Genomic DNA, 13,092 nt, shown 5'->3' on the forward strand with positions numbered 1-13,092 from the left:
CGCCGGCGGGAGTGGCGCGGGCCCAGCGCGCCCCCGAGTGAGCTCGACGGCAAGGCCGAGCCGGCGGCCGGCACCGTCCGCGACCGAAGGCTCGGACAGCATGGCGGCGCGCGTTCCGGCAGCGGACCTCACGCCGTCGGCGCAGACAGGAACTGGTCATGGCCGGGCGCAGCAGGAGGCCGCAGACGACGAGACCGTCGTCCGTACCCGCCCGATCCGCCTTGGGAGCCGCCGCTGCCACGCCGATCCCCTCCTCCCCCTCCCGTCGCACCCCTCACCCCCGGCGCCGCTCTCCGCCCGGGTCAGCGGTACCAGAGCGCCAGCACCGGGAAGGCGATGACGAGCGCGAGGGCGAGCACCTGCAGGGCGATGAACGGCAGGAGCGAGCGGAAGATGGTGCCGAGCGAGATGTCCGGCGGCGCCACGCTCTTCAGGTAGAAGGCCGCGGGGCCGAACGGGGGCGACAGGAAGGACACCTGCATGTTCAACGAGAACAGCACGCCGAACCAGATCGGGTCGTAGCCGAGCGACACGACGATCGGCACGAAGATCGGAATGGTCAGGAGGGCGATGCCGACCCAGTCGAGGAACATCCCGAGCACGGCGAGGATCAGCATCATGACGAGGATGATCACGATGGGCGTGTCGGAGACGCCGAGCAGCAGGCCCTTGATGAACTCGATGCCGCCCATGAGATTGTAGACGCCGATGAGGGCCGTCGCCCCGACGCCGATCCAGACGATCATGCCGCAGGTGCGCAGCGTCTGGAGCGCGGCGTCCATCATCATGCGCCAGGTGAACTCGCCCCGAAGAATCGTCGACAGCACGACGCCGACGACGCCGATCGCGGACGCCTCGGTGACCGACGCGATGCCGCCGTAGATCGACCCGAGCACGAACACGACGACGAGCAGCGGCAGCACGAGGCCCTTGAGGAGACGCAGCTTCTCCTTGGAATCGACGCGCTCCTCCACGCTCGGCACCGGGACCTTCTCCGGCGAGATCAGCCCGAGCACGAGCACGTAGCCGATGTAGAGGCCGGCCAGGAGGAGCCCCGGCACGAAGGAGGCGGTGAACAGCTCGCCGATGGAGACGTTGGCGGACAGGCCGTAGATGATCAGCACGATGGAGGGCGGGATCATCGTGCCGAGGGCGCCGCCGGCGCACACGATGCCGATGGCGAGCCGCCGGTCGTAGCCGAGCCGCAGCATCTGCGGCAGGGCCAGCAGGCCAAGCAGCACGATCTCGCCGCCGATGATGCCCGACATCGCCGCCAGCACCACGGCGACCAGCAGGGTCTGCACGCCCACGCCGCCGCGGATCCGGCCGGCGAACAGCCGCATGGCGTCGAAGAGGTCGCGGGCGATACCGGACCGGTCGAGCACCGACGCCATCAGGACGAACATCGGCACGGAGACGAACACGTACTGGGTGAGGAAGGAATAGATGCGCGTCGTGACGATCGGCACCGCCATCGGGCCGAACCATCCGAGGGCGAAGACGAGTGCCACCAGGATGGTCACGAAGGCGAGCTGCATGCCGGTGACGAGCAGCGCCAGCAGCAGTCCGAACATGGCGAGACTGCCGCCGCCGATCCCGAGCGCCTGAAGATCAAACATCGTCGAACCGACCTTCCCCGGGAACGCCATGGTGCGCGTCCTGGTGAGGATCGCGTCTGAAGTGCCGCACGGCCTGCAGGATGAACTGCACGCACATGACGCAGAGGAGGATGAAGAGCGTCGCCTTCACGATCGCCGGGGTCGGCGGGTTCCAGGCGCTGCCGCTCGTCTCCAGCCGGAACTGGCCGCCCGGCATGTAGAAGGCCTTGTAGGCGAGGCTCCACGCCGCCCACGCCATCAGGGCGCAGGAGGCGGCGCCCACGAGGCTGATCACGATATCGAGCCGCCGCCGCGTCGGCGGCGAAACCTGGTCGTAGAGGAGGACGACCCGGATGTGCCGGTCCGTCGCCAGGCAGTAGGCGCCGCCGAAGGCGAAGCAGAGCGCCGTCATGGCGATGGTCGTCTCGTGCACCCAGATCGTCGGGGCGTTGAAGACGTAGCGCATCACCACCTCGTAGAAGCTGAACAGCGTGACGAGGAGGAAGGCCACCGCGAAGATCGGCGCGAGCGGCATCAGGGCCGCCGACAGGGGGTCCTGGGGCACATCCCGCACCTCCAGCCGCGGCTCGTTCTCAAGGCTCATCCGGCAACTCCTTCGGTGGTTGGCCGGGCACGCGGCCCGGCCGGACGCTGCGGCGAAGCGAGAGAACCGATCAGAGACGGCCTTCCTGCTTCAGGTAGGCCGTGAGCGTGTCGTACACCTTCCGGGCATTCTCGGACCGCTCGGCGAACGCCGCCCACTGGTCCTGGGCGATCTGCCGGAACTTCTTCTTCTCGTCCTCGGACCAGCTGTGGATCGTGACGTCGCCCCGGGCGCGCAGCTTCTCGGCGACGGCTTCGTCGCGCTCGCGGATGCGCTTGGCGAGATCGTCGGCGTAGTGGGTGACCGACTCGGTCATGATCTGCTTCAGGTCGTCCGGCATGGCGTCCCACTTCGCCTTGTTCATCGACACCTCGTTGAGGGGCAGCGAGTGGAAGCCGGGCCAGATCGGGTGCTTGGCGACGTCGTGAAGACCCATGGAGTCGTTGGTCGCGAGCGTCGTCGCGTCGGCCGCGCTGATCACGCCCTTGTCCAGGGAGGTGAAGACCTCCGACTGGGGCAGGTTGACCGGCGACGCGCCGGCGGCCGCGAAGGCGGATTGCACCATGCCCTCGGGCGCCCGCATCTTGACGCCCTTCAGGCCGTCCACGCCGTCGATCGGCACCTTGGACGGGATGGCTTCGGCCGTCTGGGCCGCCGCGCCCAGGAACTGGACCCCATAGGGATTCAGGATCTCGTTGTAGAGCTCCTTGCCGCCGCCGTTCTCGAAGAAGCCGCGCAGCTCCTCCGGCGACGAATAGGCCCCGACCGGATTGCCGATCAGCGCGAAAGCCGCGTCCTTGCCGGTGAAGTAGGAACTGTCCGTGATGTGGCCGTCCAGGATGCCCGCGCCGACGGCGTCCAGGGTCTCGCCGTATTCCACGATCGATCCCACCGGCAGCATCTCGACCTGGATGCGGCCGCCGGACACCTCGGCGAGATGCTTGGCCCAGTCCTGCTGGACTTCGAAGGCGGCGGTTCCAGACGTGTCGCTGCTCTGGAACTTGAGTTGATAGGTTTCCTGGGCGGACGTCGCCGTCGACCAGAGACCCGCGATCACGGTCGCGGCGAGGAGCTGTTTGAACATGGCGAATGCCTCCCGATTATTCTTGAGGTGAACGCGGAACGTCGCACCTTGCGGTCACGAGCCTCCCCACCGCGTGACGGAGCGACTGTCCGACACCACGACACGCAGATCAACCATGCAGGTTTTCCCATAAAGTTGCGCGGAGAGACGCGATCGCGGACGCGCCGGTCCCGCAGCAGGACCCGGCGCGCGAAGGGTGTGAAGGACTGCGGGCGGCCCCGGGCACGCCGCCGCGCCCCGGCAAAGGTGGCGGCCCGGTTCGGACGCGACGCCAGGCGCGCGCGCTCTAGCCTGGCGTCCCGGCCGGCCCATGGTTGCGGGCCGGCGGCCGGGGACGCGCGAGGATCGACGCCAGGACGGTCTTCCCGTCCGGCGACCCCGGCGTCCTGCCGTAGAGCGCCGCGTCAAGCTCCGCGGTTTCCCGTCCGGTCACCGGCAGGCCGAGGTCCCGGCGGCGGGCGAGATACCGGTCGGCCGCCCGCCGGAGGGCGACGAGGTCCCCGGACCGTGCGGCGCGGCGCACCGCCCGGCGCGTCGGGTCGAACGGAACGAGCCGCCTCAGGATCCGCAGCGCGTCCGCCCTGCGGCGTCGGGCCTGTCCGGCGAGCGCGGCCGCGAGCCCCGCCACGAGGCCCGACCCGCAGGCGGCGGCGGCGATCCAGACCTGGTCTGCCGGCAGGCGGTCGAGGCCGCCGCGGTTTTCGCGAAAGCTCACGTAGCCGAACGGAATGGCCGGGATTTCGGCTGTCCGCAGGCGCCGGGCGGCCGTGTCGAACCAGGGGATCGTCACAGCCGGAAGCACCCCCGGCTCGCCGGTCCGGGGACGCAGGTGCCATTCCCACGTGACGGTCGTGACGGGGCCGTCCGGGGTCGGCCGGGTCTCGCGGATCTCCGGGGCGGCGAAGCTGATCAGCCAGGGCTCCCGCATGGCGGGGCGCGGCGGCAGCTGCTGGGGCAGCGCGCCCTCCGCCCGGATCGTCATGCGGCGGACCAGCGTCTCCCCGTCGCCGAGCGCGCCGGGGGGCGCCGACAGGCTGTCCTCCACCGTCAGGGCGCGCGCTGAGAGCGGCGGCGTTTCGGCCGGGAACGGCGCCACGGTCAGCGTCACCGGCTCCGCCGTCACCGGCAGGGCCTCGCGTCCGGTGGGGCCTCCGGTCACGGTGAGCTGATGGGTCACCGGACCGATCGTCAGCCGGCCGGCCCGGCGGGGAAACACCGCGATCCGGCGCTGGAACACCCGCACGGTGCGCCCGTCGATCCGCTCCTCGGTCCAGGAGTCGCGGGAGACCTGCATCCAGTCGTACTGGTCGGAGGACGGAAAGGTGAGCTTCTCCAGGGTGATCAGGCGCGTGTACTCGCCCCGGACCGTCACCGGCACCATCTCGCCGGCCACCGGCGCGATCTCCGGCACCAGAAGACGCAGGGTCTCTGCCCGCGCGACGCCGGCCATGAGGAAGAAGGTCAGCGCGAGGCGGATCACCATGGGTCGCCCTCCTCCGGTCGCACGAGCCCGAGCGCGGCCCGCCGCTCGTGCTCCTTTTCCAATCGCAGGCGCAGGAATTCGCCGGGGTCGTCCGTGATGGTCTCCAGCCAGGCGTCGGTCGCCACGAAGCCGCGCGCCTCGATCGGCTTCTTCCATTCCGGGTCCGGCGTGCTGGGCCGGCCCTCGCCGTTCGGGGCGCCGGCCCCGGACAGGCCGCCCGCCCCCGCCAGACGTCCCGGCGCGACGCTGTCGCCGCGCACCTTCGGCACCATGGCGTCGATCAGGTCCCGGACGCGCCGGGCCTCCGCGTCGGCCGGGTTGGCGAACAGCACCGCGTCCAGGTAGGCCACCGCCAGGGCATGCTCGCCCGTGGCGGCGAGCGTGAGGGCGCGGTTGAAGGTCTGTCCGCGACCGGCCTGCGCGAGGGCGGCGTCCGCCGCCTCGAAGTCGCCGGCCCGGTAGAGGGCGAGCCCCTTCGCGGCCGGATCGTCGAGCATCACCGCGGCCGCGCCCGGAGCGCCCGCCCAAAGGGTCAGGCGTCCCCAGGCGGACGGACCGCCGAGGGCCACGCAGGCGACGCCGAGGAGCGCCATCAGGGCCGCGCGTCTCATCGGCGCCTCCGGAACAGGGCGAGAAGCGGCAGGGCGGCGAACGCCGCCACCCCGGGTCCGAGATCGCGGAACCGGAGGGCCGCAAGGGACGGGTCGCGGCCGAGCGCGCCGGCCCCGGACAGGCTTTCGATCACCGGCGCCGGCGCGCGGGCCGGAGCGGCCACCGCGGCGAGCCCGGCGAGCGCCTCGGGGTCCGCCGCCCCGCCCGCCGTCCCGTCGAGTGTCAGGACCATGAGCCGGACGCCCGCGCCGGCGAGCCGGTCCGCCTCGGCGACCGTCGCGTCGTCCACGCCCCCGCCGTCAGAGATCAGCACCACGTCGGCGTCCGGGCTTGCGTCCAGCATCTGCCGCGCGAGGGCGAGGGCCGCCGCCGGCCGGCTGCCCCGGCCCGGCATGGTCTGCGGCCCGAGCACGGCAATCTGGCTTTCAAGGGTCGTCGGATCGGCCGTCGGCGCGGCGACGTCATAGGCCTCGCCCGCGTAGAGGACGAGGCCCACCGGCCGGCCGCCGGCGGCGGACAGGATCTCGGCGGCGGCGGCCTGCGCGTCCGCGAGGGCCGGACCGGACGCGACTGACGGCGACAGGTCCATGGCGATCAGGATGGCGCCGGTTCCGGCGAGAAGCGGCGCGTCCGGCCGTGGCACCGCCGGGCCGGCGAGGCCGGTCGCGATCAGGCCCGCGGCGGCGGTGGCGGCAAGCCCGCGGCGTTCGCCGCCGCCATGGAGATGGCCGAGCGCCCGCATGGCGGCCAGCATGGCGGGGGGCATCACCCGCTCCCAGCCGCCCGCCGAGGGTCCGCGCCGCCACAGCCAGACGGCCGTGACCGCGAGCGCCGGCAGGGCCGCCAGCCACCAGGGCCGGAGAAGCACGAGATCGGTCATGGGGCCCTCCTGACCGCGACGAGTAGAGCGAGCGCCAGGGCGGCCGCGCCCGGCCAGACCCAGAGATCGCGCCAGACCTGGGTCGGCGGGCGGCGCATGGGGTTGGGCTCCAGCCGGTCCAGCGCCTCGGCCATGGCCTCCAGGTCGTCCATGGTGCGGACCCGGAAGCTTTCGCCGCCGCCGGCCGCCGCCACGGCGCGCAGCGTCGCCGCGTCCACCGCGTCCCGCGACTGCGGCGCGCTCTCCAGATCCGCCGGGCCGAGCGCGATGGTGTGCACCCGGATGCCGTGGCGCGCCGCGAGTTCGGCGGCGTCGGCCGCCCGCACCTTGCCGGAGGTGTCCACGCCGTCGGACAGGAGCACGACCACCTTGGACGTCGCCTCGCTCACGGTCAGCCGCTTGGCCGCGAGCCCGAGCCCGTCCGAGATGGCGGTGGACCGGCCCGAGATGCCGATCTGCGCCGTCTCGATGGCGGTGGCCACCGAGTTCACGTCGAAGGTGGGCGGCTGGGCCACATAGGCCCGGTCGCCGAAGATCACGAGGCCGATCCGGTCGCCCTTGCGCGACCGCACGAACCGGGAGGCGACCCGCTTCACCGCGTCGAGACGCATGAGCGGCTTGCCGTCGAGCACGAAGTCCTCCGCCACCATGCTGCCGGAAAGATCGAGCGCCAGGAGGATCTCCCGACCGGACGCCGTGACGAGGTCGGTCGTCGTCGCCACGCGCGGACCCGCAAGGGCGACGACGAGCGCGATCCAGGCGCCGATGAGGAGGGCCGCGCCGGCGCCGTCGTCCCGCACGCCGGCCGGCAGGGCGGCCGCGAAGGCGCCGGGCGGCACCGTGAGCGACGCCGGGGTCGCGGCCTTCGACGGCAGGAAACGCCGGACCAGGAAGGGCAGCGGCAGGAGGAGGAGCGCGAGCGGAAACGCGAGGCTCATCGGCGGGCGCGCCTCGCGGTCAGGGCGACGCGCTCGATCTCGTCGTCCGGCAGGGCCGGTGCAGCCCCGTAGGCGGTCGGCCGCAAGGCGTCCGGCAGGTGCCCGAGGACCCGGGCGACCTCGAGCGCGCGCTCCTCCGCCGGCAGGCCCCGCGTGGCGCGGATCCGGGCGCGGCGGGACGGCGCGCGCCCGACGAAGGGCGCGAGCAGCATGGCGAGGCAGGCGCCGAGCACCAGCCCGATACCGACGACAGCCAAGATGTCCCCGGCCTGGAGCTGCATCATCGTCGAGGGCAGCCGCCCGGCGGGCAGGGCGGCGATCAGGTCAGCCTGGGTCGGCGTCATGGGCGATCACCTGGAGGGCGACGTTGAGGGAGCGCATCCGCCGGTCGAGCGGCGCGGGGTCGAGCGCCGTCAGCCGCGCCACGCGGCCGGACGGGCCGGAGCGGATCGGCAGCGCCGCCCCGGGCGGGGCGGTCTCGACGGGATCGAGCGGCAGGAGGACGGACACCCGCCGCCGCCGGGCGAGCCGGGCGAGCGCCGGGTCGTCCTCCGGCTCCACGCTGTCCGGCCCGGTGGCGAACAGCACCTCGGCCCCCGGCGGGGCGAGCCGCGCCGCCCGCACGAGGGCTCCGGAAAGAGCCGGGCCGCGGCCGCGACCACCGAGCGCCCGGTCGTGCAGGTCCGCCAGCATGTGGGCGATCCGCGCCATCTGGGCCGCGCCGGTGGCGAGCGGCACGCTCACGACCCCGTGCGCGTCCACCGCCATGGCCGAAACGGCGGCGCCCCGCGCCACCGCCTGCCAGCCGCGCCGCGCCAGGGCGCGCGCGCCCCGCACGGACCGCAGGTCGGAGCGCGTGCCCCACAGCATGGCGGGCCGGAAGTCGGCGATCAGCAGCACCGTGTCGTCCCGGTCCTCGTGGAAGCTGCGGATGTGCGGCAGGCCGGTACGCGCCGTCGCCGCCGGATCGATCCGGCGGGCGTCGTCGCCCTCCACGAAGGCGCGGATCTCGCGAAGGTCCATGCCGGCCCCCTGCGGCTTGGCCGGGACGGCGCCGGGCCGCCGGGTGGCGGGCCGATGCCGGCTCCGGTCCGGGGCCGCGTCGCGCAGAGAGATGAGATCCTCCGCGCTCACGCGAAGGCCCGGCGCGTCCGGGACGGCGTTCACCACGGCTCCACCGCGGCCAGGATGTCGGCGACGAGGCTGCGGCCCGTCCGGCCTTCGCCGATCGCCGCCCAGGTGGGGATCAGCCGGTGGGCGAGCGCGTCGGGCGCGAGCGCCGCCACGTCCTCCGGCAGGGCGTAGTCCCGCCCCTTCAGCCAGGCCCGCGCCTGGGCGGCCGCCGCCAGCGCGAGCGTGCCGCGCGGCGAGATCGCGTGCTCCACGAAAGCCGCGACCGCGCCGCCCGGCCGGGAGGCCATCACCAGGCGGACGATATAGTCCTTGAGGGCGGGCGACAGGTGCACCTCCGCCGCCTCGGCCCGCGCCCGGTGCAGGGTGTCCACCGCGAGCGGATCCGCCGCCGGCCCCGCCGGCGCCACCCGCTCCGCCGCCACCAGGTCCAGGATGGCGCGTTCCTGCTCGGCCTCGGGCAGGCCGAGGGAGAGATGGAGGAGGAAGCGGTCCATCTGGGCCTCGGGCAGCGGGAAGGTGCCCTCGTGCTCGATCGGGTTCTGGGTCGCCACCACCATGAAGGGATCGGGCAGCCGCCGGGTCACGCCGGAGGTGGTCACCTGGCTTTCCGCCATGGCCTCCAGGAGCGCCGACTGGACCTTCGGCGGGGCGCGGTTGATCTCGTCCACCAGCACCAGGGAATGGAACAGGGGACCCGGCACGAACTCGAACGCGCCCGTCTCCGGGCGGAACACCTGCGTGCCGGTCAGGTCCGCCGGCAGCAGATCCGGCGTGCACTGGATGCGCGCATGGCTCCCCGGCAGGTAGGCCGCGAGCCGCTTCACCGCCCGGGTCTTGGCGATCCCCGGCGGCCCCTCGATCAGCACATGACCGCCGGCGAGGAGCGCGACCAGCAGGCGTTCCACCATCTCCTGGTGGCCGACGAGGCCGGCGGCGACATCGCTGCCGAGCCTCGCGATCGGATGAATCATCTCGTTCATGCGGGCGGTCTCCCTTCGCCCGACGAGAATGGTCCGGCGCGCCGGCACCGGACAGAGACGCCCTCCCGGGTCACCCGGGAAGATCACCCGGGCGGCGCGTCAGCGCGGCAGGCGGGCCGTGGCGCGCATGCCGCCTTCCTGCGGTTCCAGCGCGAAGCTGCCCCCCAGGGCGCCCACCCGCTCCTGGATGCCGAGGAGGCCGAAGCCGTCGCCAATGGGCCCGCCCGCCCGGGCGCCGCCGTCGTCCGCCACCACGAGCAGGATCTCCGGTCCGACGTCGATGGTCGCCGCGATCCGGGTCGGCGTGCCGTGCCGGACCGCGTTGGTCAGGCATTCCTGCGCGATCCGGTAGAGACTGAGGGCGAGGTCGTCCGGCACCCGGTCGAGATCGCCCCCGAGGTCCAGGGTGAAGCGCACCCCCGGCAGGCGGCTCCGCCAGTCGGCGACCAAACGCTCGAGCGCGGGGCGAAGCCCCAGTTCGTCCAGGTCCGGCGGCCGCAGGCGCGAGAGTTCCGCCTTCAGGCTGTCCATCATGTGGCCGGTGATCTCGGCGATCCGCTCGCCCTCGCCCGCGGTGCTCTCGCCCGACTGGGCGACGGCGGCGGCAAGCGACCGGGTGGCGGTCAGGCATTGGCCGAACTCGTCGTGCAGCTCCCGCGCCAGCGCCCGGCGTTCGCTCTCCTGCACGGTGAAGAGGCGGCGGGTCAGTTCCGTGCGCGCGTCGCGGGCCTCCTGCAGCGCCTCCGCGGTGTCGTTCAGCGCAAGGCTCAGACGGTCGAACTCTGCGACGCGCAGGCGCGGCTGGCGGGTGGAGAAGTCGCCGTGCTGCAGCCGCTCGATGCCGCGCAGGATGGTCCGGAACGGCGCGAGCAGCCGGGCGATCACGAGCCCGGTGAGGACCGCGCCGCCGACCGCCATGCCGACGGCCACGCGCATCAGGTCGCCGGCCCGCTCCCAGGCGCGCGTGGTGATCACGGTGGGGTCCGCGATCGCGGTCACCCGCCCGTCCGCGATGAAGCGCGACCGAACAGGCACGGAGATGGGACCGGGTATGAGGCCGATGTGTTCGGCGAGCCAGACGAACCAATCCGGGGCGGGCGTCTCCGACACCACGTAGGGCCCGCAGCGGCGATGGGTGGGCTGGTCGTCCGCGCCGAACTCCACGCAGATGCCCGGGGCGATCAGCGTCCAGGCGGGAAACTGCTGCCAGTCGCGGAACACGGGCGTCGGCGCGACGCCCCCGAAGGCGAGGCCGACGAAGTCCGGCCGCGCGTCGATGGCGACCGCCACCCGCGTGGCCGTCAGGTCCGCGTCCCGACGGGCGGCGTTGGCGGTGTCCCACAGCACCCAGGCGGCGGCGGCCACGACGGTGACGAGGCCCGCCGCCAGCATCCTCACCACCAGTTGCGGCAGCAGTCCCCGGATCATGGCGCCTCGGTCAACCCCGCCCGCTGGGCCTTCAGCACCAGGTCCGCGTCGCCGGACGCGTTCAGCTTCAGGCGGATCTGCGACAGGTTGTTCTGCACCGTCTTCGACGACAGCCCGAGGCTTTCGGCGATCGACCGGCCGTTCATGCCGCGCGCCAGCATCATCAGGATCTCGCGCTCGCGGGGCGTCAGCGAGGCCACGTCGTCGCTGCCGAGGGACGTGTGCGCCACTTCCTGCGCCATGTCGGACGACAACACGCGGCGCCCGGCCATCACGATCTTGATGGCGCGGACCAGTTCCTCCGGCGGGCTGCTCTTCGACACGAAGCCCCGCGCGCCCGCCGCCATGGCGCGCTGGGCGAAGATCGCGCCCTGGTGCATGGAGACGACGATGATTCGCGCGTCGGGGTCGCGGGCGAGCATCGCCTGCACGGCCGCGAGCCCCCCGGACCCCGGCATGGAGAGGTCCATCAGCACGATGTCCGGCGCGAACGCCGCGAAGGCGTCCACCGCCGCCTCCCCGTCCCCGGCTTCGGCGACCACGGACATCCCGGGCTGCCGGCCGAGCAGGCGCCGGTATCCTTCGCGCACGATGGGGTGATCGTCGACCAGGAGAATGCGGATCAGTACCATGCCGGAACGATACAGGGCGCGCATGCCAGCACAACCGGGTGAATCGATGCAGGCGGAAAGGCCGCGCCGCCCCGCTCAACAATTCTTGTTCGCGGCGGCCATATCGCGCGCGCGAACAACAGCCTAGAACCCACCGGTCCATATCCGCGACGGATCGTGGCGATAGCCTCCCTGTCGACGGCGCGACCTCGCCGGCGCGGTCGCGCCCGGACGTCATCATTTCCAAGGAGACACACATGGTCGAGACATCCCGGACCGCGGTCGCCGCGTCGGATGACCTGTCCACGGGCTCGAATGCGCCGGGAACGACCGAATACACCCTGGAGCGGGCCATCGGCGGCCAGATCCGCAACCAGCGCAAGCGCCTCGGCATCACCGGGGCGGAACTGGCGGCGGCGGCCGAGATCTCCGCCGGCATGATGTCGAAGATCGAGAACGGCCAGATCTCCGCCTCCCTGTCCACCCTGTCGGCGCTCGCCAGGGCGCTCAACATGCCGATCTCGTCCTTCTTCGCCGCGTACGAGGAGCGCCGCGACTGCTCCTACGTGAAGGCCGGCCAGGGGGTCAGCATCGACCGGCGCGGGACGAAGGCCGGGCACCACTACCAGCTTCTCGGCCATTCGCTCGGCGACGGCATCGTGGTGGAGCCCTTCCTGATCACGCTGTCGGAGGAGGCCAAGCCCTACACGGCGTTCCAGCATTCCGGGATCGAGCTCATCTACATGCTGAGCGGCAAGGTCGCCTATCGACACGCCGACCAGACCTATGTGCTGGAACCGGGCGACACGCTGTTCTTCGACGCGGGCGCCGTTCACGGTCCGGAGGAGCTGATCGAGCTGCCCATGACCTACCTGTCGATCATCATCTATCCGAACGACTGAGACTGCCCCCGTCCGTCCGGCCCCATCGAGGGCGACGGGCCGGCTCCTTCAGGCGGAGGACCGGCCCCGTTCAGGCCGGCGGACCGGCCCCCGCCCGGCGGGGCGGGCCGGCTCCGCGCCGGCGCGCGCCAGCCATCTCACCGGCGGGAAGCACAACCGTCGCGCGGCCTTGCCGCCTCGATCTTCACGGACCTTGACCTTTCATATTCCCCATAGGAAAATCGTGTGACTCCTGATAAAACGGGGATGAGGGAGGCATCGGGCCATGGCGGATCATCGGGGGCCGCTCTACGACCGCATCGGCGGTGAGGCCGGCGTTCTGGCCCTGGTGGCGGCGTTCTACGACCGGATCCAGACCGATCCCGCCATGGCCATCCTGCACCGCCTTCATCTCAGAGGCAACGGCGTCGGCCACTCCCGGGTCGAGCAGGCCCGGTTCCTCTCGGGCTTTCTCGGCGGTCCCCGCCTCTACGTGGAGCATCACGGCCACTCGAACGTGCGCCAGATGCACGAGCATGTGACGATCGACCAGACCGCCCGCGACGCTTGGTTGCTCTGCATGGAGCAGACCGTATCCGACCTCGGCATCGATCAGGAGACGTCCGAGGATCTGATGAGACACTTCCGACGGGTGGCTTACCTTCTGCAGAATGCGCCATAATACAGACTACAACGACGAATCTACGTACGCCTTACTCGCGCCGCGAGCCAGCGCGCGCACCGAAATCTTTCTCGCCGTCAATCTAATCGCCCGAACGTCGCAATAATTCTGCCCCGAACACGCTTCCGTGCTTGACGGCGTTGATTTCTTGCCGGACACTCAATTTTATCGCAGGGA

14 protein-coding genes are annotated in these 13,092 nt (G+C 72.2%); 2 read left to right on the top strand and 12 right to left on the bottom strand.

What is annotated here, in order from left to right:
• Positions 1 to 302: 302 nt before the first annotated feature.
• The 12 genes from HND91_RS02485 to HND91_RS02540 form a co-directional block, all read right to left on the bottom strand.
• A complete protein-coding gene (locus HND91_RS02485) occupies positions 303 to 1,619 on the bottom strand; it encodes a TRAP transporter large permease (protein ID WP_181704926.1) in 1,317 nt (438 codons plus the stop codon).
• On the bottom strand, positions 1,612 to 2,202 hold the full coding sequence (locus HND91_RS02490) for a TRAP transporter small permease subunit (protein WP_181704927.1): 591 nt from the start codon (positions 2,200 to 2,202) through the stop codon (positions 1,612 to 1,614). The genes HND91_RS02485 and HND91_RS02490 overlap by 8 nt, the downstream gene beginning before the upstream one ends.
• A 70-nt stretch (positions 2,203 to 2,272) precedes the next feature.
• Entirely contained in the window at positions 2,273 to 3,286 is a 1,014-nt protein-coding gene (locus HND91_RS02495) for a TRAP transporter substrate-binding protein (protein ID WP_181704928.1), read from the bottom strand.
• Positions 3,287 to 3,572: 286 nt separating this feature from the next.
• The gene (locus HND91_RS02500) at positions 3,573 to 4,769 is read right to left on the bottom strand and encodes a BatD family protein (RefSeq protein WP_181704929.1); all 1,197 of its coding nucleotides are present in this window, start codon (positions 4,767 to 4,769) and stop codon (positions 3,573 to 3,575) included.
• Positions 4,763 to 5,380, bottom strand: a complete 618-nt coding sequence (locus HND91_RS02505) for a hypothetical protein (protein ID WP_181704930.1) — start codon at positions 5,378 to 5,380, stop codon at positions 4,763 to 4,765. The genes HND91_RS02500 and HND91_RS02505 overlap by 7 nt, the downstream gene beginning before the upstream one ends.
• Positions 5,377 to 6,261: a VWA domain-containing protein gene (locus HND91_RS02510; RefSeq protein ID WP_181704931.1), complete on the bottom strand. Its 885-nt coding sequence runs from the start codon at positions 6,259 to 6,261 to the stop codon at positions 5,377 to 5,379. Before HND91_RS02510 ends, HND91_RS02505 begins: the two co-directional genes overlap by 4 nt.
• Complete coding sequence (locus HND91_RS02515) at positions 6,258 to 7,199, bottom strand: VWA domain-containing protein (protein ID WP_181704932.1); 942 nt, start codon at positions 7,197 to 7,199, stop codon at positions 6,258 to 6,260. The genes HND91_RS02510 and HND91_RS02515 overlap by 4 nt, the downstream gene beginning before the upstream one ends.
• Positions 7,196 to 7,543 (bottom strand): hypothetical protein, encoded by a 348-nt coding sequence (locus tag HND91_RS02520; protein WP_181704933.1) that lies wholly within the window; start codon positions 7,541 to 7,543, stop codon positions 7,196 to 7,198. Before HND91_RS02520 ends, HND91_RS02515 begins: the two co-directional genes overlap by 4 nt.
• Positions 7,524 to 8,366 (bottom strand): DUF58 domain-containing protein, encoded by an 843-nt coding sequence (locus tag HND91_RS02525; protein ID WP_343057042.1) that lies wholly within the window; start codon positions 8,364 to 8,366, stop codon positions 7,524 to 7,526. Before HND91_RS02525 ends, HND91_RS02520 begins: the two co-directional genes overlap by 20 nt.
• A complete protein-coding gene (locus tag HND91_RS02530; protein ID WP_181704934.1) occupies positions 8,363 to 9,313 on the bottom strand; it encodes an AAA family ATPase in 951 nt (316 codons plus the stop codon). The genes HND91_RS02525 and HND91_RS02530 overlap by 4 nt, the downstream gene beginning before the upstream one ends.
• Positions 9,314 to 9,412: 99 nt before the next feature.
• Positions 9,413 to 10,741, bottom strand: a complete 1,329-nt coding sequence (locus tag HND91_RS02535) for a sensor histidine kinase (protein WP_210272534.1) — start codon at positions 10,739 to 10,741, stop codon at positions 9,413 to 9,415.
• On the bottom strand, positions 10,738 to 11,397 hold the full coding sequence (locus HND91_RS02540; RefSeq protein WP_343057043.1) for a response regulator: 660 nt from the start codon (positions 11,395 to 11,397) through the stop codon (positions 10,738 to 10,740). Before HND91_RS02540 ends, HND91_RS02535 begins: the two co-directional genes overlap by 4 nt.
• A gap of 212 nt (positions 11,398 to 11,609) precedes the next feature.
• Between HND91_RS02540 and HND91_RS02545 the strand changes: the two genes are divergently transcribed.
• A complete protein-coding gene (locus HND91_RS02545) occupies positions 11,610 to 12,254 on the top strand; it encodes a helix-turn-helix domain-containing protein (RefSeq protein ID WP_181704935.1) in 645 nt (214 codons plus the stop codon).
• A 265-nt stretch (positions 12,255 to 12,519) separates the two neighbouring features.
• Complete coding sequence (locus HND91_RS02550; RefSeq protein ID WP_181704936.1) at positions 12,520 to 12,915, top strand: group II truncated hemoglobin; 396 nt, start codon at positions 12,520 to 12,522, stop codon at positions 12,913 to 12,915.
• The last annotated feature ends 177 nt before the right edge of the window (positions 12,916 to 13,092 follow it).

This window comes from Chthonobacter rhizosphaerae (assembly GCF_013839525.1).
GTDB classification, from domain to species: domain Bacteria; phylum Pseudomonadota; class Alphaproteobacteria; order Rhizobiales; family Pleomorphomonadaceae; genus Chthonobacter; species Chthonobacter rhizosphaerae.

Coding starts and splice junctions, on each gene's coding strand:
- HND91_RS02485 (WP_181704926.1), bottom strand. CDS start 1,619: ATGTTTGATCTTCAGGCGCTCGGGATCGGCGGCGGCAGTCTCGCCATG.
- HND91_RS02490 (WP_181704927.1), bottom strand. CDS start 2,202: ATGAGCCTTGAGAACGAGCCGCGGCTGGAGGTGCGGGATGTGCCCCAG.
- HND91_RS02495 (WP_181704928.1), bottom strand. CDS start 3,286: ATGTTCAAACAGCTCCTCGCCGCGACCGTGATCGCGGGTCTCTGGTCG.
- HND91_RS02500 (WP_181704929.1), bottom strand. CDS start 4,769: ATGGTGATCCGCCTCGCGCTGACCTTCTTCCTCATGGCCGGCGTCGCG.
- HND91_RS02505 (WP_181704930.1), bottom strand. CDS start 5,380: ATGAGACGCGCGGCCCTGATGGCGCTCCTCGGCGTCGCCTGCGTGGCC.
- HND91_RS02510 (WP_181704931.1), bottom strand. CDS start 6,261: ATGACCGATCTCGTGCTTCTCCGGCCCTGGTGGCTGGCGGCCCTGCCG.
- HND91_RS02515 (WP_181704932.1), bottom strand. CDS start 7,199: ATGAGCCTCGCGTTTCCGCTCGCGCTCCTCCTCCTGCCGCTGCCCTTC.
- HND91_RS02520 (WP_181704933.1), bottom strand. CDS start 7,543: ATGACGCCGACCCAGGCTGACCTGATCGCCGCCCTGCCCGCCGGGCGG.
- HND91_RS02530 (WP_181704934.1), bottom strand. CDS start 9,313: ATGAACGAGATGATTCATCCGATCGCGAGGCTCGGCAGCGATGTCGCC.
- HND91_RS02535 (WP_210272534.1), bottom strand. CDS start 10,741: ATGATCCGGGGACTGCTGCCGCAACTGGTGGTGAGGATGCTGGCGGCG.
- HND91_RS02540 (WP_343057043.1), bottom strand. CDS start 11,397: ATGCGCGCCCTGTATCGTTCCGGCATGGTACTGATCCGCATTCTCCTG.
- HND91_RS02545 (WP_181704935.1), top strand. CDS start 11,610: ATGGTCGAGACATCCCGGACCGCGGTCGCCGCGTCGGATGACCTGTCC.
- HND91_RS02550 (WP_181704936.1), top strand. CDS start 12,520: ATGGCGGATCATCGGGGGCCGCTCTACGACCGCATCGGCGGTGAGGCC.